The 23,178-nt window shown below is 65.5% G+C and carries 17 protein-coding genes and 1 tRNA gene; 4 read left to right on the top strand and 14 right to left on the bottom strand.

Annotation, left to right across the window (positions count from 1 at the left end; translation table 11 throughout):
• Positions 1–80: 80 nt before the first annotated feature.
• The 12 genes from ptsP to KIH77_RS03860 all read right to left on the bottom strand — a co-directional run bounded on the left by ptsP (position 81) and on the right by KIH77_RS03860 (position 15,993).
• Positions 81–1,706, bottom strand: a complete 1,626-nt coding sequence (gene ptsP, locus KIH77_RS03915) for a phosphoenolpyruvate--protein phosphotransferase (RefSeq protein ID WP_219099789.1) — start codon at positions 1,704–1,706, stop codon at positions 81–83.
• Between the two features lie 57 nt (positions 1,707–1,763).
• Positions 1,764–1,843 (bottom strand) — tRNA-Leu (locus KIH77_RS03910).
• Positions 1,844–1,897: 54 nt separating this feature from the next.
• Positions 1,898–2,911, bottom strand: a complete 1,014-nt coding sequence (locus KIH77_RS03905) for a Ppx/GppA phosphatase family protein (RefSeq protein ID WP_219099788.1) — start codon at positions 2,909–2,911, stop codon at positions 1,898–1,900.
• Positions 2,908–3,522: a DUF501 domain-containing protein gene (locus KIH77_RS03900; protein ID WP_219099787.1), complete on the bottom strand. Its 615-nt coding sequence runs from the start codon at positions 3,520–3,522 to the stop codon at positions 2,908–2,910. Before KIH77_RS03900 ends, KIH77_RS03905 begins: the two co-directional genes overlap by 4 nt.
• Positions 3,519–3,971, bottom strand: coding sequence for an FtsB family cell division protein (locus tag KIH77_RS03895; RefSeq protein WP_308283205.1), 453 nt, complete (start codon positions 3,969–3,971; stop codon positions 3,519–3,521). The genes KIH77_RS03900 and KIH77_RS03895 overlap by 4 nt, the downstream gene beginning before the upstream one ends.
• Positions 3,972–4,226: 255 nt before the next feature.
• Positions 4,227–5,525 (bottom strand): phosphopyruvate hydratase, encoded by a 1,299-nt coding sequence (gene eno / locus KIH77_RS03890; RefSeq protein WP_219099785.1) that lies wholly within the window; start codon positions 5,523–5,525, stop codon positions 4,227–4,229.
• Between the two features lie 124 nt (positions 5,526–5,649).
• Positions 5,650–6,495, bottom strand: coding sequence for an aminotransferase class IV (locus KIH77_RS03885; RefSeq protein ID WP_219099784.1), 846 nt, complete (start codon positions 6,493–6,495; stop codon positions 5,650–5,652).
• The gene (locus KIH77_RS03880) at positions 6,488–7,948 is read right to left on the bottom strand and encodes an anthranilate synthase component I family protein (protein WP_219099783.1); all 1,461 of its coding nucleotides are present in this window, start codon (positions 7,946–7,948) and stop codon (positions 6,488–6,490) included. The genes KIH77_RS03885 and KIH77_RS03880 overlap by 8 nt, the downstream gene beginning before the upstream one ends.
• Positions 7,945–11,511: a transcription-repair coupling factor gene (gene mfd / locus KIH77_RS03875; protein WP_219099782.1), complete on the bottom strand. Its 3,567-nt coding sequence runs from the start codon at positions 11,509–11,511 to the stop codon at positions 7,945–7,947. The genes KIH77_RS03880 and mfd overlap by 4 nt, the downstream gene beginning before the upstream one ends.
• Positions 11,501–12,100: an aminoacyl-tRNA hydrolase gene (gene pth, locus KIH77_RS03870; RefSeq protein WP_219099781.1), complete on the bottom strand. Its 600-nt coding sequence runs from the start codon at positions 12,098–12,100 to the stop codon at positions 11,501–11,503. The genes mfd and pth overlap by 11 nt, the downstream gene beginning before the upstream one ends.
• A gap of 4 nt (positions 12,101–12,104) precedes the next feature.
• Positions 12,105–12,653 (bottom strand): GNAT family N-acetyltransferase, encoded by a 549-nt coding sequence (locus tag KIH77_RS03865; protein WP_308283203.1) that lies wholly within the window; start codon positions 12,651–12,653, stop codon positions 12,105–12,107.
• A gap of 130 nt (positions 12,654–12,783) precedes the next feature.
• Positions 12,784–15,993 carry a UPF0182 family membrane protein gene (locus KIH77_RS03860; protein ID WP_219099780.1) on the bottom strand — a complete coding sequence of 1,070 codons (3,210 nt, stop codon included), beginning with the start codon at positions 15,991–15,993 and terminating at the stop codon, positions 12,784–12,786.
• 121 nt (positions 15,994–16,114) lie between these two features.
• On the opposite strand from KIH77_RS03860, the gene KIH77_RS03855 reads away from it, so the two are divergent.
• Positions 16,115–18,343, top strand: coding sequence for an ATP-binding cassette domain-containing protein (locus tag KIH77_RS03855; RefSeq protein ID WP_219099779.1), 2,229 nt, complete (start codon positions 16,115–16,117; stop codon positions 18,341–18,343).
• A 6-nt stretch (positions 18,344–18,349) separates the two neighbouring features.
• Here the strand turns inward: KIH77_RS03855 and KIH77_RS03850 are convergent, their stop codons facing one another.
• Complete coding sequence (locus KIH77_RS03850; RefSeq protein WP_219099778.1) at positions 18,350–19,192, bottom strand: L,D-transpeptidase; 843 nt, start codon at positions 19,190–19,192, stop codon at positions 18,350–18,352.
• A gap of 252 nt (positions 19,193–19,444) precedes the next feature.
• Here KIH77_RS03850 and KIH77_RS03845 point away from each other — a divergent pair, with 252 nt between their 5' ends.
• The 3 genes from KIH77_RS03845 (at position 19,445) to KIH77_RS03835 (ending at position 21,982) form a co-directional block, all read left to right on the top strand.
• On the top strand, positions 19,445–20,635 hold the full coding sequence (locus KIH77_RS03845) for a glycoside hydrolase family 3 N-terminal domain-containing protein (protein WP_236024443.1): 1,191 nt from the start codon (positions 19,445–19,447) through the stop codon (positions 20,633–20,635).
• Positions 20,636–20,812: 177 nt separating this feature from the next.
• The gene (locus tag KIH77_RS03840; RefSeq protein WP_219099776.1) at positions 20,813–21,085 is read left to right on the top strand and encodes a hypothetical protein; all 273 of its coding nucleotides are present in this window, start codon (positions 20,813–20,815) and stop codon (positions 21,083–21,085) included.
• Between the two features lie 165 nt (positions 21,086–21,250).
• Entirely contained in the window at positions 21,251–21,982 is a 732-nt protein-coding gene (locus KIH77_RS03835) for a Fic/DOC family protein (protein ID WP_372445353.1), read from the top strand.
• 15 nt (positions 21,983–21,997) lie between these two features.
• Here the strand turns inward: KIH77_RS03835 and KIH77_RS03830 are convergent, their stop codons facing one another.
• Positions 21,998–22,948, bottom strand: coding sequence for a DMT family transporter (locus KIH77_RS03830; RefSeq protein ID WP_219099774.1), 951 nt, complete (start codon positions 22,946–22,948; stop codon positions 21,998–22,000).
• Positions 22,949–23,178: the final 230 nt, after the last annotated feature.

Here is a 23,178-nt window from a genome sequence, read left to right as displayed (position 1 = left end):
GGTTTTCGAAAAACCGTGTTACCGATGCCCACCATGCAATCGGTGACGGACGCGTCATGCACGGTTCGGCGGCTTTCGGTTCAGTGGTTGCGGATGGCGTCGCGCAGGGGCAGGACGCTTGCGGGCGGGACGGACAGTTCGTCGAGCCCGAGACGCAGGAACGTGTCGGTCAGGCTCGGGTCCGCGCCGAGTTCGCCGCAGATGCCGCACCAGATGCCATGACGATGCGCGGCCTCGACGGCCATGCGAATCATGCGCAATACGGCGGGCGAGTGCGGGTCGGCGAAGCGTCCGAGGTTCGGGTTCCGCCGGTCGCAGGCCAGCGTGTACTGGGTCAGGTCGTTGGTGCCGATGGAGAAGAAATCGGCCTCGGCGGCCAGTTCGTCGGCCATGATGACCGAGGCGGGCGTCTCGATCATGACGCCGACCCGGATGTGTTCGTTGAAACCGACATGCTCGTCGCGCAGCTCGTTCCTGGCTTCGTCGAGGATCCGCTTGGCGTCGCGCACCTCCCGGACCGAGGTGATCATGGGCAGCATGATGGCGATGTCGCCGTACGCGGATGCGCGCAGCAGGGCACGCAATTGGACCTTGAAAACCTCCGGACGGGTCAGGCAGATGCGGATGGCACGGTAGCCGAGGGCGGGATTGTCCTCATGCTCCAGGTCGAGGTAGCCGACCTGCTTGTCCGCGCCGATGTCGAGCGTGCGGATGACCACCGGCCGGTCGCCCATCCTCTGCATGACCTCCCTGTACGCCTCGAACTGGAACTCCTCGGTCGGCCAGTCCGCGCTTTCCAGGTACAGGAACTCGCTGCGGAACAGGCCGATGCCCTCGGCGTCGTTGGCCAGTACGGCGGTCACATCGGAGGGACGGCCGATGTTGGCGTACAGGCGGACCTTCCGGCCGTCCTTGGTCTCGGTGGGCTTGCCCCTGAGCTCCTGCAACAGGCGCAGGCGCTCCTCGAATCGGGCTTTCCGGCTTTGGTAGTCGGCCAGCGTGGCCGCATCCGGGTCGACGAGCACCATGCCGCTGGTGCCGTCGATCACGGCGGTATGGCCGTCGTATGCGGGGTCGAAGACGTCGCCGATGCCGAGGACGGCGGGCAGTCCCATCGTACGGGCCAGGATCGCGGTGTGCGAGTTCGCGGAACCGCTGGCGGTCACAAAGCCCAGCACCCTGGAACGGTCGAGCTGCACGGTCTCGCTGGGCGACAGATCCTCGGCGAGGATGATATGACCTCTGCCGTCGCCATCCTGCGCCGTGCCGCCGGATTCGCCTTCGAGCACATTCATCACGCGGCGGGAGACGTCCCTCACGTCGGCGGCACGCGCCTGCATGTACGGGTTGTCCATGGCGGCGAACATGGCGGCGAACCGCTCGGCCGCGCTGTTGACCGCGAACTCGGCGTTCACCCCGTCCTGTGCGATCAGGCCTTCGACGCTCTCCACATAGTCCGGATCCCGAAGCATGAGTTGGTGGGTGTCGAACAGCGTCGCCTTGTCTTCGCCGAACTCGGCCGCGGTCCTGTCCCGCAACCGCTTGAGCTGGTCGACCGCCACATCACGGGCCGTGCGGAAACGCTCCACCTCGGCCTCCGAGTCATCCACCACACGGCGTTCCATGGCGTGGTCGGCGTCATCGAGCACATGAATCGGGCCGATGGCGATGCCGGAGGATACGCCAACGCCCTGTATCGACCTCATCACAGGTTCTCCCTACGGAAGCGTGCGTTTCATTCTCCCCGATGCAACGGGAAAGCGTGCCTCCAGTGGGACTCGAACCCACAAGCCGAAGCGGCCGATTTTAAGTCGGCTGCGTATACCAATTCCGCCATGGAGGCCTGCCGGCGAAAAGCCGACTTGGCTATTATGCCACGGATGACGGCCGACAGGCGTCAGCGACGTCCCAGCGTACGCCGTCCGAGATCCAGCACGATGCCGTCGAGCAGACCGTGCTCGCTGGTCACATAGGATTCCAGTCGGCGGCCGGATCGTTCGGCGACCGCACTGCGGACCCGGTCGAGCACCCGGTCCCATACGAGCGCTCCACCGCCGATTACGTCGATACGTCCCGGATGAATGACCGGATATCCGGCACGTTCGGCCCGTGTCATACGCAGTATGCGGTCGCAGGTGGCACGCGCGTCGTCGATGCCGATGACGGCGCCGTCGACGGCATCCCTGTCGTATTCCTTCAGTCCCATGGCGATGCCGCTCATAGTGGTCACCGTGCCGGAGACGCCGATCAGGGTGCCGGTCAGACCGGCGGGCACTTTCGCGAACGCCTCGTCGATGTACCGGTCGATGTCCTCCGACGCCTGATGAATCTGCCCATCGGTCGGCGGGTCGGACACCAGATGACGTTCGCTCATGCGCACCGATCCGATGTTCATGGAGAACGCGGCCGACACCTTATCGATGGGTGCCGTCTCGCCGTCGCCTCCCATGACCATTTCCGTCGAGCCGCCTCCCAGATCGACGACCATGTACGGGGCGGGCGGCAGGGATCCGGCATCGGCCTGTGATTCAAGCACCGACGTGGCGCCGAGGAAACTCAACGACGCCTCCTCCGTACCGGGAATCACGTCGGGACGTACGCCCAGACGTGATTCGATCTCGTTTTCGAACTCCTCACGGTTCTCGGCGTCCCGTGTGGCGGACGTGGCGACGAAACGCAGGGCGTCAACCGGATGATCGCGCAGCACGTCGGCGAATTCGTCGACGGCGCGATAGGTGCGTTCCAATGCGGCATCGTCGAAACGGTGCGTCTTGTCGACATCCTGGCCGAGACGCACCACACGCATGATGCGCGGCACCGTCACCGTCATGCCGGATTCCCCCACCTCGGCTACCATGAGGCGAATCGAATTGGTGCCGCAGTCGATTCCCGCGACCGTGACCGATGTCATACGTCCTTCCTTTCCGTGTCCGGTTCCGTGGATTCCCCGGGGTCCGCGACGCGTACCGAGCACCTGCAGACGCCCGGATCGAATTCCCCGGCGACCTCGTCAAGCACCATGTCCCCGATGGGGTTGACGCCACGTCCCATGACGAGCGACTGTCCCACCAGCGCATGCAGGCATTTGACCCGCACCGGCATGCCGCCCGCGCTGATGCCTTCGATATGCTCCTCGGAATCGCCCAGTCGTTCGGCGAGCTCATGACGGAACGCGAGATACAGATCATGCGCTCGTTCGTAGGCGGCGTAGATGTCCGAATCCTCCTGCACCTGCCGCGTGTATTCCGCCATGCGCCCGGCGGCCTCGAGCCTGGACACGGCCTTGACCGCTTCAGGACTGGTGAGGTAGCAGGTGGTGGGGAACGGCGTCCTGCCGTCCACCAGCGGCCGGGTGATCACGGCCAGCGGGCTGCCGCACACGCAGCGTGCGCCCACCGCCACCATGCCCCGGGGGAACCGGCCGAGTTCGCGACGTACGGCGTCGACGTCACGCCGGTCGAGGGGATGCGAAAGCCGCTCGTCCAGAACGTCGTGGATCAGTCGGATGTCGTCGTTGGTCATTGGCCTTCCTTTGTGTTCGTGTTGGTCGTGGTGTCGCCGGAGGACGTCTTTCCCCCGCTGCCGGAGGAGGCGTCGCCGGATGCCGCGGCAGGACGCTTGTCGGCCTTGCCGAAGGAGGAGAACATGTCCTTGTACCATGGCAGCGTCTGTTCGCCGGTCGACTGCTGACCCTGGTTTTCGGTATCACCGGTCTTGCCGGTGACCGCCTCGGGATGCAGGATGCGCACCGACCGTTCCCCGGGGAAGACGAATCCGAGGCGCTCCCTCGCCTGGGCGGTGACATAGGCATCGTCATCCCAGCGTTCGATGTCGTTGTCAAGCTTCGCCTTTTTCGCGATGAGCTGGGATTCCTGATTACGCAATGCGTTGAGTTCCGCGAGATTCAACGCATACGTATGGAATGTGGAAATCAGCTGTATGGAGCCGAGCACCACGATGATCAGCGCCACGAAAAACGTGATGGGGGCGACCGATGCCCTCCGTGACGGGGCCGGAACCGTGGCCCCGCCCGTCCTGTGCGGGGACTTTCCCGCAGAGGATCCCTGTGCGGTCTTCGCTCCCCTGATTCCTCTGCTGCCTTTGCCGTTCGCGTCCCTTTTGCCCATAGACACGAAAATACCCGCCGCATTCGACTTGGTGCCGAATACGACGGGTATCGTTACCGCTTGTTCAAACGGGCATCATCCGGCGCATGCCGGAGAGGCTCACTTGGCGAGGTACTTCTTGCAGGCCTTGAAGGCGCTGTAGCCGGCGTACTGCGCGGTGGAGCCGAGCTCCTCCTCGATCTCGAGCAGGCGGTTGTACTTGGCAACGCGCTCGCCACGGGCCGGGGCGCCGGTCTTGATCTGGCCGGTGTTCTTGGCCACGGCGAGGTCGGCGATGGTGGTGTCCGGGGTCTCGCCGGAACGGTGGGAGACCATGGAGGTGAAGCCGTTCTTGGTGGCCAGCTCGATGGCGTCGAGGGTCTCGGTGACGGAACCGATCTGGTTGAGCTTCACGAGCAGGGAGTTCGCGGCACCCAGCTCGATGCCCTTGGCCAGACGCTTCGGGTTGGTGACGAGAAGGTCGTCGCCGACGAACTGCAGGCGGTCGCCGAGCTCGGCGGTGATCTTCGCCCAGTCTTCCCAGCCCTCTTCCTGGTACGGATCCTCGATGGAGACGATCGGGTACTCCTCGATGAGCTGCTCGTAGAAGTCGAGCATGTACTGGGCGTCGCGGTCATCGCCTTCGAAGTGGTACTTGCCGGTCTCCTTGTTGTAGAACTCGGAGGAGGCGACGTCGAGGGAGATGCCGATCTGCTTGCCGGGCTCGTAGCCGGCGGCGGAGATGGCGTCCATGATGTAGTTGAGGGAGTCCTTGTTGGACTTCATCTTGGGAGCGAAGCCGCCCTCGTCGCCAAGGCCGGTGTTCAGGCCTTCCTTCTTGAGGACGTTCTTGAGGGTGTGGTAGACCTCGACGCCGGCCTGCAGGGCCTCGGAGTAGGTGTCGAAGCCGTACGGGGAGATCATGTACTCCTGGATGTCGGTGGCGAAGTCGGCGTGGGCGCCGCCGTTCATGATGTTCATGTTCGGAACCGGCAGGATGTGGCCGTTGGTGCCGCCGATGTAACGGTACAGCGGCAGCTCGGCGGACTCGGCGGAGGCGTACAGGGCGGCCAGGGAGACGCCGAGGATGGCGTTGGCGCCGAGCTTGCCCTTGTTCGGGGTGCCGTCGAGCTCGATCATGACATCGTCGAGGGCGCGCTGATCGGAAGCGTCCATGCCGATGACCTTCGGGGCGATGACCTCGTTCACGGCCTTGACCGCGTTGAGGACGCCCTTGCCGCCGTAGACGGACTTGTCGCCGTCGCGACGCTCCCAGGCTTCGGCCTCGCCGGTGGAGGCGCCGGAGGGAACGAGGCCCAGACCCTGGGCGCCGTCCTCGGTGTCGAGGACGACCTCAACGGTCGGGTTGCCACGGGAATCAAGGATTTGGCGTGCGTACACGCTTTCAATTGCTGCCACAACTTCTCCTTAAGACAAATTATGTTGTGCTGACAGACCTAAGAATAATGCCTTTTATGGACGATGCCCAGTTTTTCCCCGTAAGTGTCGCCGGAGGGGCGACGTTTCACCCCATGCGGCCGGCTCATTCATGTTCACGCTCACATACGAATTGCGCATACTCGCGCATGAGATGGCGCGTGATCGGCCCGAGGGGAATCCCCGTGCCTCCTATGGCCGTCACCGGTCGGATGCCCATCAGGGCGTTGGTGGCGAAGGCCTCGTCCCATCGGCCGATGTCGAACGGGGCGTCGCCCCGGGACGTATCCCCGACGGCTTCCATGACCGCGATGCGCTCCTCGGCCACCGTCCGCCGTTCGCACACCCAGCCACGCACCGTACCGGGCAGCAGGCCGCATTCCACGGCCGGCGTGTGGATGACTCCGTCGCGCACGAGGAACAGGTTGGCGTTGGTGGTCTCGCACAGCTCGCCCCTTGCGTTCGCGAACACCGCCCCGTCGAGGCCCGCCGCCTTGGCGCGACGCGTCTCGAGGATGTTGTCGCCTTGGTTGAGGGTCTTGTGGAAGGTCAGCACGGAGCGTTCGTTGCGCCACGCCTGGCACCATCCGAGCCCGAGGGTCCGTCCGTCGCCCCACGCGTCATAGGGATTGGGCCGGTGGGTCAGGGTCAGGATGCCGTCGGATGCGATGACCTTCAGCGCGCACGACGCCCACAACGCCGGGGCTTCCTCCCGCATGTGGCGCAGATGCTCCCCGATGCGGTCCCGGATGGACGCGCCATCGGGGTCGGGCACGCCGATCGCACGGCATCCGCGGCCGAGCCGCTCGATGTGGCGTTCGAGCATGATGGCCTGTCCGTTCCGGATCGCGATGGTCTCGAAGACGCCGAGACCGAATTGGTACCCCTCCCCCGGCCGCCCTCCGGGGAAAGGCCTGGCGCGGAGCGGACCGTTCCGGTTCCCGTCAGTCATGCCATCGTCCTTTCGTGTCGCATCCGAGGGCGTCGAGCAGGGCCTCCGCCTTCTGCATCGCCTCGTCGTATTCGAAGTCGGGGTCGGATTCGACGGTGATGCCGCCTCCGGCGCCGATATGGTACTCGTATGGGCCGCACCCCCGGGCTTGGCCCGTGTGGGTGGCCGACCGTATGAGGATGTTGAGGTCGCTGTCGCCGTTGAACCCGATGTATCCGAGGGAGCCGGTGTACGCGCCTCTGGCGGATCGTTCGTACCGGTCGATGAGCTGCATGACGCGGCGCTTCGGGGCGCCGGTGATGGAACCTCCCGGGGACATGGCCGCGATGGCGTCCTCGACCGTCCTCCCCCCGGCGAGATCGGCCTCCACGGTGGAGATGAGGTGGTGGACGTGGGCGAAGCTGTGGACTGCGGCGAACGCCGGCGTCGCCACGGTGCCGGGGCGCGCCACCCTGCTCAGGTCGTTGCGCTCAAGATCGGTGACCATGAGCAGTTCGCTGTGGTCCTTTTCCGATTGTTCGAGTTCGGCACGGTTGCGCCGGTCCACGGTCGGATCGGCGGAGCGGGGACGGGTGCCCTTGATGGGCTCGGTCGTGACGTGCCGGCGTTCGCACCGCAGGAACCGTTCGGGCGAGGAGCTGACGATCTGCCAACCACCGCCGTTGACGTAGCCGGCGTACGGCGCCGGATTGTACAGGGCGAGACGACGGAACAGCCCATAGGGCGCGAACGGGCTGGAGACGGTCATACGCAGCGAATAGTTGGCCACGTAGGCATCGCCCTCGCGCATGTGGCCACGCAAGGATTCGACACCCCGCACGTATGATGCCCTGTCATGCTCGCAGGCCCAGGACGCGGCGGCGTCGACGGCCGGGGACCCTGGCAGGGGGGCGCCATCGGGGCGGATGCGGCCGATGGCCTCCTCGGGGCGCAGTCCGTCACGGCGGTGATGGGATATCAGCAGCGTCCGGCGATCGCGATGGTCCTCGACGAAGATGTCGTCGAAATCCCACCATGCGGCGTCGGGCATGGCCGGTCCCCCCGGCCGGGCATGGCGCGGCGCAAGGCCGTGCCGTCGCATGCCGTCATCGTAGGAGGCAAAGCCCATGACGCCGGACGTGAATGGGAGACGGCGGTTCCCGGCGTCCGCCGGAAGCGCCTCTTCCGACGAAACGCCGACGGACGATTGCGCGGCCCATGACCGGATGGCGTCCAGCGCATCGGCGTCATGATGGGTCGCATACGTCCATTCGCCGGATTCATGGCGCGACTCCCGGACGGTCTCGCCGTATTGCTCCACCCCGCGGAACGGGTTGACGCCGAGTATGGAATACCGTTCCCCCGTCTGCGAGTCGAGGAGGACCAACGGTTCGCCGACGGCGTCGAAGGCCTCGGCGACGTCGGCGAGCGTACGATACGGCCGCAGCTCGGTGATGGTGGTTCGTTGCGTCATGACCGTCGTTTTGGTGTGTGCTTCCATGCCAGGTCGTCGAGGAGCTGGTTGGCCCAGGCGAGGACCTGGGTCGAGTCCATGGCCCCTGAGCCCATCGTCCCGCGGAATGGGGCGGGGATGAGATAGGTGTGGGTGACGGGACGGTATTGGATGCCCTTGTAGATGCGTTCGAGGCGCATTGCCACTGATTCGGGAGGGTCGATCTTGCCGACGCGTACGTTGCGTCCCTGTGCGACGATCTCGCTGAGCCCGAGCGCTCGTGCGCGTGCGCGCAGCCGGGCCACGTCGAACAGGGTGTCGAGTTCCTTGGGGGGATTGCCGTAGCGGTCGGTGAGCTCGTCGCGCAGCTCCTGCAGGTCGTGCTCGTCGCGGGCCGCGGCCATCTTGCGGTAGGCTTCGAGGCGCAGCTTGTCGGAGTCGATGTACGCCTCGGGGATGGAGGCGTCGACGGGCAGGTCGATGGTGACGGACACCGGTTCGGTGCGCTGCGGCTCCTTGTATTCGGCGACGGCCTCGGAGACCATGCGCACGTACAGGTCGAATCCGACGCCTTCGATATGGCCGGATTGCTCGCCGCCGAGCAGGTTGCCGGTGCCGCGCAGTTCGAGGTCCTTCATGGCCACGTCGTACCCGGAGCCGAGCGCGGTGTTCTGCGCGATGGTGGCGAGGCGGTCGTGCGCGGTCTGGGTCATCGTCTTGGACGGGTCGTAAAGGAAGTACGCGTAGGCGCGTTCCCGCCCCCTGCCGACCCTGCCTCGCAGCTGGTGCAGCTGTGAGAGGCCGAATTTGTCGGCATGGTCCACGATGAGCGTATTGGCGTTGGAGATATCCAGACCGGTCTCGATGATGGTGGTGCAGAGCAGGACGTCGATGTCGCGGTGCCAGAAGTCGCGGATGATGGCGTCGAGCTGCTTCTCCCCCATCTTGCCGTGCGCGACGCCTATGCGCGCCTCGGGGACGAGTTCCTTGATCTTCGCGGAGACACGTTCGATGTCCCCCACGCGGTTGTGCACATAGAACACCTGGCCGCCGCGCAGCAGCTCGCGCCGGATGGCGGCCGTGACCTGGGCGTCCTCGTAGGCGCCCACGTAGGTGAGCACGGGGAGACGGTCCTCGGGCGGGGTGGCCAGCGTGGACATCTCGCGGATGCCGGTGACGGCCATCTCGAGGGTTCGCGGGATCGGCGTGGCGGAGAGGCTCAGCACGTCGACGTTCGTGCGCAGCGCCTTGAGCGTCTCTTTGTGTTCGACGCCGAAACGCTGCTCCTCGTCGATGATGACGAGTCCCAGGTCCTTGAAGCGAATCTTCGGATTGAGCAGCTTGTGGGTGCCGATCACCACGTCGACGGTGCCCGCGGCGAGCCCTTCGGTGGTCTCCTTGATCTGCTTGGCCGTCTGGAAACGGCTCATGGCGGCGACGTTGACGGGGAATCCCGAGAATCGTTCGGTGAAGGTCTCGTAGTGCTGCTGCACGAGCAGGGTGGTGGGCACGAGCACCGCCACCTGCTTCGAGTCCTGGACCGCCTTGAATGCGGCGCGCAGCGCGATCTCGGTCTTGCCGAAGCCGACGTCGCCGCAGATGAGGCGGTCCATCGGCACGGGCTTTTCCATGTCGGCCTTGACCTCGTCGATGGTGGTGAGCTGGTCGGCCGTCTCCTGGTAGGGGAAGGCGTCCTCCAGCTCGCGCTGCCACGGGGTGTCGGGGCTGAACGCGAATCCTTTGGCCTGCTGGCGGGCGGAGTACAGTTTGACCAGGTCCTGCGCGATCTGTTTGACATGCTTGCGGGCCTTGGCCTTGGTGGCGGCCCAGTCGGAACCGCCGAGCTTGTTGAGCTTGGGGACGTCCGCGCCGATGTATTTGCTGATCTTGTCGAGCTGGTCGGTGGGGATGAACAGCTTGTCCGGAGGGGCGCCGCGTTTCGATGGCGCGTATTCGACGACCAGGTATTCGCGTTGGGATTTCGTCGGCCCGGATCCGATGGTGCGTTGCCGCATCTCGACGAACCGTCCGATGCCATGCTGGTCGTGGACGATGTAGTCGCCGGCCTTGAGCTCCATGAGGTCGATGGCCTTGCGCCGGCGTTTCGGCGTCTTCGCATGGGCCGCGACGCTGGATTTGCCGGTCAGGTCGCGTTCGGTGAGCAGGGCGATGCCTGCGGACCTGTCGATGAAGCCGTCCACGGCGCATGACGTCACGTATCGGATGTCGGAGACGCCGATCTGCGACAGCATCCTGCGCAGCCTCGACAGTGTGCCGTTGGCCGCCGCGGTGACCGTGACGTCCAATCCCGCCGACAGCAGTCCATGGATGCCTTCGGACGTCTTGCTCTCGATGCCGCGGAACTCCTCGGGGGCCACGGCGTCGAGCTGAATGTGCCCGTCAATCGTGTCGTCCACACCGAAGCCGGTGAGCCCCCACACGGCGTCGCAGGAGGATTCCAGCGATTCCACGGTCTCCCCATAGTCGAGGAAGCTCGCCTCGTCGAAGCTGATGGGTGCGCCGTCGCCGTGGCCCGAGGCCGCCACATGCCAGCTGGCGGCGAGGAACTCGTCCGCCGTCTTGTTGAGGTCCTCGCTGGCCCGACGCAGCCGTTCGGGGTCGTCCAACAACACCAGGGATCGTTCCGGCAGCAAGGAGGCAACCGGGACGAGGTCGTCGACGAGCGCGGGCATGAGCGATTCCATGCCTTCGACGGGAATGGCGTGCGCGATGGATTCGAGCATGTCGTGCGCGTTGGGTATCTGCCCGGCCAGCCTTCCGGCGCGTTCGCGCACCGAATCGGTCAGCTGTAGCTCACGGCATGGGGTCGCCCAGACGGTGCCGACGTCGTCACCGTAGGTGCGTTGGTCGGAGGCATGGAACTCCCGGATGGAGTCGATCTCGTCGCCGAAGAACTCGATGCGCACCGGATGCGCCGCCGTCGGGGGGAAGACGTCGAGGATGCCGCCTCGTACGGCGAATTCACCGCGGTCCATGACCAGTTCGGCGCGTGTGTACGCATTCCGCACGAGCCGTCGGACCGCGTCTTCGAGGGATATCTCCCTTCCCGCGGCGAAGACGAGCGGCTCCACGTCCCCAAGGCCCCGGACCACGGGTTGGATCATCGAACGGATCGGCATCACAAGGATGCGGATGGGGCCGGACATCGCCGATCCGGGTTCGGGATGGGCGAGGCGACGGAAGACGGCCATGCGTCCCGCCACGGTGTCGGACCGCGGGGAGAGCCGCTCATGGGGCAGCGTCTCCCATGCCTGCAGTATGGCGACGTCCCCGGGGTCACCGCCATACCATGACCGTATGGACTGCACGCATTCCTCGGCGTCGCGTCCGGAGGGCACCACCATCACCACGGTGGAGCCCGGCGCTTCTTCGGCCAGCGCCGCGACCAGCGCGGGACGGATGCCTTCCGGCGCACCGATGGTCAGGCGGGAGCGTCCGCCGTCGTGGGAGGCACCGACGTCCACGAGACGCCGGAAATCGGCGTCGCCGTCAAGCCGTCGCAGCAGATCGTGCAGCATCCCGTCTACCCGTAGCGTCGCATGCGCTTCCCGCTCATCGGCCATTGAACCGCTCCTGGGCCTTGCTCAGACCGTCGATGATGACGGTCTCGGCCGCGTCGGCCCCGTCGGCGAGGAACTCGTCCAACTGCTTGCGCTGCTGGGGGGAGAAGCCGCCAAGCACCCAGTTAATGGTGTTGTCGTGGGCGTTGGGGCCGCGCCTGGCGTGCCCCACGCCGAGCCGCACACGCGCGTATTTGTTGGTTCCCAGGGACCGGTCGATGGATTTGATGCCGTTGTGGCCGCCGGCGGAGCCCCCGGCCTTCACTTTGATACGGCCGAAGTCGAGATCCATGTCGTCGTGAATGACGACGATATGCTCGGCGGGGATGTCATAATATGCGCTGATGGACGAGACGGCATTGCCGGACTCGTTCATGTAGGTCAGCGGCTTGGCCAGGAAGAACTTGACCCGCCGGCCGTCCAGCGCCATGACGCCCTTGCCGAGCTTCGCCAGCCCCTTGTGGTCGGACAGGCTCACGGACCAGCGTTCGGCGAGCACATCGGCGCACATGAATCCCATGTTGTGGCGGGTCCCCTCATACTTCGACCCGGGATTGCCCAGTCCCGCGATAAGCCAGAAATCAGATGCCATCAGTTCAGTTCCCCAGTTCCTTGTACCAGTAGGCCACGTCGAGCAGCTGGTCTCCATTGCAGCATGCCTTCGGCAGGTAGCCATAGCGTTCGAATCCGAAACGGTGCATGAGCGCGGTGGAGCCCGCGTTGTCGGCGAACACCACGCACACGGCGATGCGGAAGCCGATGCGGGTGGCCGCCGCGATCAGCCATTCGACCAGCATGCTGCCCAGCCCCTGACGGGCGAATGCCTTGTCGACGTAGTAGCTGAATTCCGTGATGTCGGAGTATCCGGCACGCGCGTGGTAGCGCGACAGCGATGCGAATCCCGCCACCTTGCCGTCGACCTCGATGACGACCACGGGATATTGGTCCCGTGGGTTGTGCGAATACACCCATTCACGCCTCTGGTCGAGGTTGCGCGGCGTGAGGTCCGCCGTGCTGCCTCCGACGACCACGGCCATGTTGTAGATGCGGGTGATGTCGTCCAGATCGTCGTCCTCGGCGTCCCTGATCACGATGGTGCGCCCGTTGGAATACGTCGTGGAATAGGTTTCGTTCAATAACTGCACGGCAATAGTGTATACCGCCGCGTGACGCCGCGCGTCCGCCGCCCCAGTTTTCGCCGATACGCGAAGGGAGGGGAATCCTCACGCATGAGAATCCCCCTCCCCTATGCTCCGGAGGGACGGCGGATTGCCGTCACTGCTGGTCGCCGCTGAGGGCCATGGCCTTGTTCAGGGCGTCCTGCAGCTGCTTCTGCGCCTTGCCGTAGGCGGTCCAGTCGCCGTTCTTCATGGCGGCGTCGGAGTCCTTCATGGCCTGGGACGCGTCGGCGAGCGCCTGCTTCATCTCGGGCGTCATCGTGGCGTTGCCGCCGGTCTGTTGCGACTTCGATTTGCCGGTTGTGGTCTTGCCGGTGTCCCCGGACCGCTGTTGGCTCTGCCCCGTCTTCTCGGCATCGCCTGCGGAGGCCCCGGAGTCGCCGCCGAACACCTGGTCGAGCGCCTCGTCCAGGGTGTCGGCGAACCCGACCTGGTCGCCGAACGCCACGAGGACCTTCTTCAGCAGCGGGTAGCTGGTGGCGCCGCTGGACTTGATGTATACCGGCTGCACGTAGACGAGGCCGCCGCCGATCGGCAGGGTCAGAAGATTGCCGCGCTCCACGTTGGTGCTGCCGGATTCGAGCAGGTTGAGCTCCTTCGACACGTCGGCACTGGAGTTGAAGTTGTTCTGGGCCTGTCCCGGTCCGGGCACGTTGGTGTCCTTCGGCAATTCGAGCAGTCTCAACGTGCCGTAGTTCGGCCCGATGGTGCCTTTCTTGCTGCCGGCATCGGAGTCGACCGAAAGGAACCCGGTGAGAATCTCACGGGTCTGGCCTCCGGCCGGGATATAGGTGGAGGTCAGGGAGAAGGTCGGCTCCTTGGTGCCCGGCGTCTGCATGGTCAGGTAGTAGGGCGGCTGCTTGATGTCCTCCTTCTGCTCCTGCTGGGACTCGGTCGGGTCGGTCGGCGTCTGCCAGAAGTCCTCGCCGGAGAAGAACTGGCTGGCGCTGGTGACGTGGTACTTGCTCAGCAGCGAGCGCTGCACCTTGAACAGGCTCTCCGGATAGCGCATGTGGCTCATGAGGTCGCCGGAGATATCGGAGATGGGCTTGTACTGGTTCGGGAAGATGCTCTGCCACGCCTTGAGCACCGGATCGGTGGGATCCCAGGCGTACAGGTCGACCGAACCGTCGTAGGCGTCGACGGTGGCCTTCACCGAGTTGCGGATGTAGTTCGCCTGCTGGCTGCCGAGGCCCTTGACGGTGTCGGAGCTGACGGTCAGCGAGTCGGTGGTGGCCGACCCGAGATCGGTCTTCTGCGAATACGGGTAGGCGTCGGACGTGGTGTATCCGTCGACGATCCATTTGACGCGGCCGTCGACGACCGCCGGATAGACGCGGCCGTCGAGCGTGAGATAGGGGGCCACCTTCGCCACGCGCGTCTGCGGGTCGCGGTCGTAGAGGATCTGCGAGTCCGAGGTCACGCGGTCGGAGAAGAGGATCTGGTCGGAGCCGAAGCGGATGGCGTAGAGGATGCGGGCGAACAGGTTGCCCACGCCGGGGCCGCCGTCGCCTTGGAAGGTGGTGGTGGCGCCCTTCGAGCCGGTCGGATAGTCGAACTCCCATGCGCCGGTCCCCTTGGGCGACCCGACGATCGAGTAGTCGGGCGAGTTCGGGGAGAAGTAGATGCGCGGTTCGTAGTGCTGCGATTCGGTGAGCTTGCCCTGCGTGGGGATGCCCTGTTCGAAGAACTGCGGCTGCCCATCGGAGGTCACTTTGTTGCCGTATGCGGCCACGACGCCGTAGCCGTGGGTGTACACGGTGTGGTCGTTGACCCAGTTGCGGTTGTCGTTTCCTGCGAGGTTGATGTCGCGCACGCCGATGACCGTGTCCTGGCTTGCGCCGTCGATCTCGTACTTGTCGACGGCCAGTGTGTCGGCGAAGGTGTAGTACTGCTTGGACTGCTGCAGCTGGCGGAACGTCGGGGCGACGACCTGCGGGTCGAGCAGTCGGATCTGCGCGGTGGTCTCGGCGTCGGATTCGAGGGCGCCGGACTTGCCGGCGGTCGTGGCGTCGTAGCTCTGCGTCTTGACCTTGTCGAGCCCATAGGCCGCGGTCGTGGCATCGATGTTGCGCTGGATGTACGTGGATTCGAGTTCCTGCGCGTTCGGATTCACCTTGAACCGCTGGAGCAGGGCCGGGTAGATCATGGTGAGCACCAGGGAGGCCACCACGGCGACCGCCACGGCGACGATGGGCGTGCGCCAGGCCCTGAGCGCGGCCTTGGCGGAGACCGCGGGGGTGTCGTTGCTCAGGGTCCTGGTGGTCATCATCCATACGCCGAGCACGATGCCGAGCAGGGCCACCACCACGGCCATGGCGAAGGTGACGGGAATCGTGGCGTGGACGGATGAGTATGCGGCGCCGGTGATGCGATCGCCCTCCTGGGTCAGTGTGGCGAAGACGCCCACGCCGATGCGCACCGCCCAGATGAGGAAGAACAGGATGAGCCAGACGGCCACCTGGCGGCGGGCGCGTTTGGTGATGTCGAAGATCGACCGGCCCCCGGTCGGCATGGTAAGCCGAATGCCTCCCATGAGCAGGTGGGCGACGACGGAGAACACCAATCCCATGAGCAGCATGGTGAACGCCGCGGACAGCACCAGCCGAAGGCCCGGGAGCACGAACACGTAGAAGCCGTTGTCCAGGCCGAACTGCGCGTCCTTCGTGCCGAAGGACTGGTTGTGGAACAGCAGAAGGATCTCGGACCAGTTGGCGTTGAACTGGAATCCGAACACGAGGCCGACGACCAGTGCGACGCCGAACGCGACGCGACGGGCCAGCTTGGAGCTGACTCCGGGGTCCATCTCCATGACGCCGTCACGGAAGCGGATCTTGGTGCCGTCGGCGAAGTCGGGGCGCACGCGGATGGCCAGCACGGCGGCGAGGTAGGCGACGAGCGCCACCACGAGCGCGTACGCCAGCCACAGGCCGATGCGTACGGCGTAGGTCGTCCAGATCACGCTGGAGAAGCCGAGCTGCGTGTACCACATCACCTCGGTGATGAACCGGGAGAGGGCGAACACCAGTCCCACGATGATGACCAGCGCAAGCACCACGCCGATGAAGATCTTGTTGCCGCGGCCCGCCCCCGGCGAGGGCTTCGCGGCATGCGGGATGCGGGGGAAGTTGGGCGGGACGCCCCGGCCGGAGCCATGGCCGGACGACGAACCACGGCGTTCGTCGTCGCCGTCGGCGGTGACGTCGAGGATGACGGGCCCGTCGTCATCGGCGTTCCTGCCGTTCCGGCCGCGGCCGCCACGGGGGTCGAAGGGGTCGGGAATTCCAAACATATCAAATAAGGACATGGTTCCAGCCTACCGTACGGCCGCCCGAGGGCGCGGAATACGCCGTGAGAGAGGATGGACGATGACACGCGGACGTCACATGGCGTCCGATAATGATTGATGTAGAAGAGTCGAAGACAGCATGAAGGAACCGCGAATCATGAACCAGTCCCCCGACAAGCCGGACATCCCCCTGCCGCGCCCGCCGCGCACGAGGAACGACGCCGGGCGTACGAACGCCCCCGATATGCCCGGAAGACCGTCCAAAACCCCCTCCCTTCCCCCTCGCCTGCCGGCGATCCCCGACAGGGCCGACACTGGGCGGAGGACGCCCGCCGCGCCCGGGACCGCGGACGATGGAAACGGGAGCATGGGCGCGACCATGCTGCGGCGGCGCGGCGGGGCCTCCGCCGGCCGCGCATCCGTCGCCATGCCGCACATCGTCAAGGGCGTGTTCGACCCTCGCAGCAGCAGCGGCGGCGTCATCGGACGCGATCCCGCCTGCGCGATCGTACTCAACGACATGCTGGTGTCGCGACGCCACTGCAGGGTGGAGTCCACGAAGGACGGCATCGAGCTGACGGACCTGCGCAGCGCCAACGGCACCTATGTCAACGGCAGACGCGTGGGCAGGGTCTGGCTGCAGGAGGGCGATGTCGTCACGCTGGGCAACACCGACCTTGTCGTGCAGGGTTCCGTGCTGCAGTCGCGCAAATCGTTCATGAGCACGAAATGCGTCTCCTGCGAGGGCATCGGACTGACGGTCGGCAGGGGCGCCGGCGCGAAGCGGCTGCTCGAAGGCATCAACGCGAATTTCGACGTCGGCTCCCTCACCGCGGTGATCGGCCCGTCCGGCGCCGGCAAGTCCACGTTCGTGAAGATTCTCGCTGGTCTGGAATCCCCCACCGAGGGCCATGTCGTCTTCGACGGCCATGACGTGCAGCGCGACATCGCCCTGCTGCGCACGCGCATCGGCTTCGTGCCGCAGGACGACGTGGTGCACGACAAACTGAAGGTGGACGCCGCCCTGGAGTACGCGGCCAAACTGCGTCTGCCCGGATCGTCGCCCGAGGAACGGGCGAAGGTGATCGACAAGGTGCTCGACGAACTCGAGCTCACCCGGCATCGCGACACCCGCATCGACCGGCTTTCCGGAGGCCAGCGCAAACGCGTGTCGACGGCGATCGAGCTGCTGACCGAACCGGAGCTGCTGGTGCTCGACGAGCCCACATCCGGATTGGATCCGGCCCTCGACCTGCGTGTGATGACCATGCTGCGCAAGCTCGCCGATGCGGGGCGTGTGGTCGTGGTCGTCACCCACTCCCTGTCATATATCCGCGACGTATGCGACAACGTGCTCATGCTCGCCCCCGGCGGACGTCCCGCGTTCTACGGTTCGGTCGAGCAGATGGACGAGACGTTCAAGGGCCGGCAGTGGGCGGACATCTTCAACGACGTCGCCGAGCATCCCACGCGCACGTTCGGCGCGGCGCCGGCCGTTCCCGGTGCGGGCGTGGACCGTCATCCGGGCGAGAAACCCCCGAAGCCACGCAGATTCAGCCAGACGGCCACGCTGGTGGTCCGCCAGCTGCATCTCGTCGTGGCCGACCCGGGGCTGCTGGTGTTCCTCCTGCTGCTTCCGCTGATCCTCGGCGCGTTGTCCCTGGTCGTGCCCGGCGACCACGGCCTCGGGCTCGCCGACGTGAAGGACTCCCCCACCGAGCCCAACCAGCTGCTCGTGCTGATGATTCTCGGCGCATGCTTCATGGGCGCGGCGCTTTCGGTGCGCGACATCGTCTCGGAGCGGCCCATCTACTACCGCGAGCGCGCCGTGGGTCTCTCGCCCACGTCCTATACGGCGTCGAAGCTCATCGTGCTGTGTCTGGAGACGCTGCTGCAGTCCGTCCTGCTGGTGTCCGTGGTCGCGTTCGGCAAGGACATGCCGAAGTATGGCGCGATCTGGAGGAACCACAGCGTCGTCGAACTCGTGCTGGTGGTATGGGCCACGGCCTGGGTGTGCGCCATGCTCGGCGCCGTGGGAAGCTCCCTGGTCCGGTCGAACGAGCAGACGATGCCCCTGCTGGTGATCGTCGTCATGACGCAGCTGGTGTTCTCGGGCGGCATGATCCCGGTGACCGACCGGGCGGGTCTGGAGCAGGTGTCCTATCTGTTCCCCGCACGATGGGGGTTCGCGGCGGCCGCGTCGACCGTCGACCTGAAGTGGGCGGTGCTCACCGCGGAGGACGATCCCCTGTGGACGCATTCGGCACACCAATGGTGCGTCGACATGGCGGTACTGGGCGTCATGCTGGTGGTGCTCACCGTGGCGTTGCGCATCCGCATGGGCATGAGGCAGTCGCAGCGCAGTTAGCCGGCGTCACCGAATCGATACCGGGGTGCCCTCCGGCAGCTGCCTGTACAGCCATTGCGCGTCGGCGACGCTGAGGCGCACGCATCCGTGCGACGCGGGCCTGCCGAGCTTCTCCGCCTCCGATGCGATGTACCTGCCCTTCCTGTCGGTGGGCACGGTGTGGAAGAGGTATTCACCGTAGTTTGCCCATGAGACCCAGTATTTGGCGCCCATGTTCTCTCGCTCGTTGAAGAAATCGCCGCCCCGGTTCTGTATGCGGTAGTCGCCCTTCGGGGTCGATCCGCGCATGCCTGTGGAGCAGATCATCGTATAGACGACATGGTTGCCGCTCATCACGTAGACGCGTTGGCGACTGAGGGAGACCACAAGATGCAGGTTCCTCACTTTGCCGAGGTCGATGTGCGTGCCACCGGTGGGCAGCTGCCACGAAGGCGTCTTCGGGGTCTTGTCAGGCGCCGGCACCGCACGGGCCCGCTTCGTGGAGGCGGCGGGCGTCTCCCGGATGTCGGCGGCCTCCACGGCCAACGGCGCGTCGGAAGAATCGGCCATGAGGGGCGCCGATCCCCGGGGTATGAGCACACCTAGGGACGCCATGGTGACAACGAGGCATGCGACGATGAGAATCCTCGTAGTCCTGTCGAATAGTCGCAGGAACGAAATCACCAGCCCCAGCACGCTGCCGCGCGACCGGGACCGGGCCTCCCCTGTCGTCTCCTTCGCGTGGCCCGCACGGAAGCGGTCGAATCCTGACATCATCCTCATCACCTCAAACAACCCCTGCGCGCCATGAACGCGCCAATTCGTCGGCGTGTCGGCCGTGAACGCGCCGATCCATGGCGGATCGGCCATGGCATTCACTCATGCGTGTCTTCTCATCCCTAGGGTAACACCGGACGACATGGTGTTCCGTGCAGCACGCTCACCGCGCAATGCCACGCCGGATGCCATGATGGGGCCGGTCTCCATGCGCCTCCGGACTTGGGCCGGGGGCGTGCTATCAAGGAATCCATGGACAGCCCACTTCGCTCATCACATCTTCCGCTTCGTTTCACGGCGCTTTTCGCGACGGCCGTCATGGTTCTCGCGACCGGGGGATGCACCATGCCGCTGTTTCCCTCGGGTAATAATTCGTCGGGGAATAATTCGACGGCCTCCCCTTCCGCATCCACCGGCACGTCGACGCCCTCGCCGTCGCGCACAGCAACGAAGCCGTCGACCCCCGCGGCCTCGGCCTCGGCGAGCACGGACACGGGCGATGCCGCCACACGGGCGAAGGCGATGGCGACGTCGATGAGCCTCGAGGAGAAGGCGGGCCAGCTCATCATGGCGCCGCTGTTCGCCGGGGACTCCCCCTCGACGGTCAGGTCGCTGGTCGTCGACCGGCACGTCGGGTCCATTGTGCTCATCGGCAACTGGAGCGGCGGCACCGCCTCGGTCTCCCAAGCCACGGGAACCGTGCAGGGATACACGACGGACGGTGTGAAGCTGCTGATCTGCACCGACCAGGAGGGCGGTCAGGTCCAGCATCTGACCGGCACCGGGTTCGACACTATGCCCTCGGCACTGGAGCAAGGCCAATCCGCCACGGCCACGTTGCGGAAGTCCGCGGCGGCATGGGGCGCCCAGCTCAAGGCTGCCGGCGTGAACGCCGATCTGGCTCCGGTGGCGGACACCGTCCAGACGGCCTCCCGCGCGCAGAACGCGCCGATCGGGGCGCTGGACCGTGACTTCGGTCTGGACGCCGCAGGCAACGGGGGCCACGCCGCGGCGTTCATCGCCGGCATGAGGTCGTCCGGCGTGATGACGACGGTCAAGCACTTCCCCGGTCTGGGTGCCGTCGCCGGCAACACTGATTTCACCACAGAGGGCATCACCGACACCGTCACGACGCTGGGCGGCGGCCAGACGGTCGGGTTCGCGGAGGCGTTGAAGGCCAAGCCGGAGATGGTGATGATGTCGCTCGCCACCTATCGGCGGATAGACCCGTCGCAGCCTGCGGCGTTCTCGAAGACCATCATCGACGGCTACCTGCGCTCCAAGCTCGGCTTCCAGGGCGTGGTGACGTCGGACTCGATGTCCGCCCAGGCGGTCAGCGGCATTCCGACGAAGGACCTCGGCACACGTTTCATCGCGGCGGGCGGCGACCTCGTCTGCATCGGCGACACCGCCACGGTCGCGACGATACTTCAGGGAATCATCGACAAGGCGAAGTCCGACCCCTCGTTCGCCAAGGCCGTCGACCGGTCGGCGCAGCGCGTGCTGGCGATGAAGATCGCCGCCGGACTGGCATAGCCTCCGTCCACGACGCGCGGATAATGTTCCACAGTCACGGTATCCTGTCCGAGGAGCACCAATGTTCCAGATACTGGAACACCGCTTTCGGGACGTGGACCACCGTCCTATATTCGTCCGCCGTAATTACGTACTATTACAGGTGAATTCCGTATTCACAGAGAAGGAAGCGAACCAATGGCAACCGATAACAATCTGTATCTTGTGGTGAAGGTCGTTGACAAGGCCACCGGCGCGAAGTCCCTCGTGGGCGTCACCAAGGCTCTCGGCGATGCCGCCCTGCTCATCGGCAAGGACCACCCCGATTTCAAGGATGCCAACATCAACTTCGTCGGCGAGCGCGACGAGTTCGGCGCCAAGCGCCAGCTGTTCAACCTGCCGTTCGACGACACCTACCTGATCTACGAGGTCGAGGCCGGCGCGGTGCTCGACCCGCTGCTGACCAAGTGATTCCTGAGCAACGATAACGAGAACAGGGTTCCACCAGGGTCCTGCGGCCGTGTCGACGGCCGCAGGACCCTTTCGCGTTCCGTATGCCATCGGCCCCAACGTATGCCCATGCCATCGCACCGGACGGTCATGGTCTATCATCGAATTATGTTGCCAGCGGAACGTATGAGCGCAGTGGCCTTCTCCGCCAGGAACTGCGCGCTTGAATCAATGACGATCGACCGGCGGACCATGGCCCTCGCCCGCGAGTATGAGCGGGGACGCCTCGGCATCGACGAATTCGTCGACCGGTGCGGAACGGATGGCGACGACCTTGCCGACTGCGCGGACGCCGTCTTCGTGCGGGGGCTGCTGCTCGCCGAGCATCCGGCTCCCTTCAGCGGCGATCTGGAGGAGCTGCGAACGATTCACCGCACCCTGTTCGACGGAGTGCTTGACGGAGCCGGCGCGCTGCGCTCCCATGACACGGCGTCCGACGCCTATGGCGCATCGGGGTCGATCGCCGCAAGCTCCCAGGCGTTCTTCCCGTGCGCGCTGCTGGAGACGGGTGCGGCCAACATCGCCGCGGAGCTCGCCGAGGCCCGTAATCTCCACGCCCTCGACCGCGGGGTGTTCGTGTCCCGGCTGGCGCATTTCTACGACGAGCTTGGATATCTGCATCCCTTCGCCTATGGCAATGCGATGACGCTGCGCGTGTTCGCCTCGCGTCTCGCCCACAGCGCAGGCTGGGATCTCGACTGGGGTCCGGTCGGCGTCGAGGACTACCGTTCCGCCAAGCGCCTCGCATACACCGGGGATACGTCGGGGTTCGAACGGCTGTTCGCCGCGATTGTGCGGCCGGCGAATCCGACGCGCGTGTTTCTGATCGCCGGATGGCATCAGGGCCCCGCCCATTAGCCCGACAGGCCGGGGTCATCCGGAGTCCGGCGTCTTCCTTTTCCTCGGGAAATGCAGTTCGCTGAGCAGGATGGCGCAGAAGATCAGCGTGAACCCGCTGATCGTGGATGCGGTGAGCCGCTCCCCATAGAAGATCACCGACATGAGCACGCCGAAGATGCTTTCGGTGCTGAGGATGATCGACGCCTGGGAGGTGGGCACGAACCGTATTGCCACGGTCTGGAATATCTGCGCGACGATGGTCGACCCGATGACCAGGTAGGCGAAGCCGGCGACGAGGTCCCAGCGCGCCCATCCGGCCTGTGGGGCGCCTTCAAGCAATGCGGCGCCGACGAAGAACAGCACGGCCACGAACACGAATTCCATGAACATCAGCGCCACGGGGTCGAATTTCCTGGCGAGCATGCCCACGGCCACGAGGTTCGCCGCGAAGAAGAACGCCCCGATGATGGTGTAGACGTCGCCGGCGCCGATCTCGAGCACGCCCATGGCCGCGCCTCCGCCCAGGGACACGAAACCGATGCCTACGATGCAGACCGCGGCGGCGAGCATATGCTGCCAGTTGGGGCGACGACGTGTGACGGCCCAGACGAGAAACGGCACCATGACACAGTACGTGTCGGTCAGGAACGCGTTGCGTCCCGGCGCGATGGTCTCGAGTCCTTTAAGCTGGAAGAGGAAGCCCAGCCAGTAGGTGACCGCCAGGATGATGCCGGGGACCACAAGCCGGTGCAGCCCCACCCGGCGCAGTCGGGGAAGGAAGATCACGCCCATGAGCAGGGCCGCGGCGGACAGGCGGATGGTCATCATCCACTGGGTGGGCACCGTCTCCTGGATGTGTTTGATGATGGTGTAGCCCGAACCCCATACCGCCGCGTTGACCAGCAGCATGAGCCTCGCCACGTGGGGCGAGACCGTCCTCGTTCCCTTGCCCTCCGGCCTCACGGCCGCATCCTGCTTCGCCATCGTCCCTTCCGCTCATCCGCTCGTTCGTGTGAAACCAGTGTGATTATAGCGAATCGCCGTCCATGCCACGCGGGACGCGCACCGGCCGGACGGCCCCGCCCATAGGGTATACATTGGATGGTATGACCGCCGGAACGGTCCGGCGGACCCGGAGTGCAAGGGAGGTCCCATGACCGTCTCGAATACCATGGCCGATGCGCCGAAGAACACCCTCCCCATGCCGCCGTTCC

It is taken from the genome of Bifidobacterium pluvialisilvae, assembly GCF_019331695.1.
Lineage (GTDB): Bacteria > Actinomycetota > Actinomycetes > Actinomycetales > Bifidobacteriaceae > Galliscardovia > Galliscardovia pluvialisilvae.
Note: the sequence above shows the minus strand (reverse complement) of the source record. Positions and strands in the feature narration are given on the sequence as shown.

Bases quoted from the DNA above. Each gene is read 5' to 3' on its own strand.
- mfd (WP_219099782.1), bottom strand. From the start codon at position 11,511: ATGGCCGATGAGCGGGAAGCGCATGCGACGCTACGGGTAGACGGGATG.
- KIH77_RS03860 (WP_219099780.1), bottom strand. From the start codon at position 15,993: ATGTCCTTATTTGATATGTTTGGAATTCCCGACCCCTTCGACCCCCGT.
- KIH77_RS03880 (WP_219099783.1), bottom strand. From the start codon at position 7,948: ATGACGCAACGAACCACCATCACCGAGCTGCGGCCGTATCGTACGCTC.
- ptsP (WP_219099789.1), bottom strand. From the start codon at position 1,706: ATGAGGTCGATACAGGGCGTTGGCGTATCCTCCGGCATCGCCATCGGC.
- pth (WP_219099781.1), bottom strand. From the start codon at position 12,100: ATGGCATCTGATTTCTGGCTTATCGCGGGACTGGGCAATCCCGGGTCG.
- KIH77_RS03835 (WP_372445353.1), top strand. From the start codon at position 21,251: ATGAGCGCAGTGGCCTTCTCCGCCAGGAACTGCGCGCTTGAATCAATG.
- KIH77_RS03830 (WP_219099774.1), bottom strand. From the start codon at position 22,948: ATGGCGAAGCAGGATGCGGCCGTGAGGCCGGAGGGCAAGGGAACGAGG.
- KIH77_RS03840 (WP_219099776.1), top strand. From the start codon at position 20,813: ATGGCAACCGATAACAATCTGTATCTTGTGGTGAAGGTCGTTGACAAG.
- KIH77_RS03850 (WP_219099778.1), bottom strand. From the start codon at position 19,192: ATGGCCGATCCGCCATGGATCGGCGCGTTCACGGCCGACACGCCGACG.
- KIH77_RS03845 (WP_236024443.1), top strand. From the start codon at position 19,445: ATGCCGCTGTTTCCCTCGGGTAATAATTCGTCGGGGAATAATTCGACG.
- KIH77_RS03900 (WP_219099787.1), bottom strand. From the start codon at position 3,522: ATGACCAACGACGACATCCGACTGATCCACGACGTTCTGGACGAGCGG.
- KIH77_RS03855 (WP_219099779.1), top strand. From the start codon at position 16,115: ATGAAGGAACCGCGAATCATGAACCAGTCCCCCGACAAGCCGGACATC.
- KIH77_RS03885 (WP_219099784.1), bottom strand. From the start codon at position 6,495: ATGACTGACGGGAACCGGAACGGTCCGCTCCGCGCCAGGCCTTTCCCC.
- KIH77_RS03905 (WP_219099788.1), bottom strand. From the start codon at position 2,911: ATGACATCGGTCACGGTCGCGGGAATCGACTGCGGCACCAATTCGATT.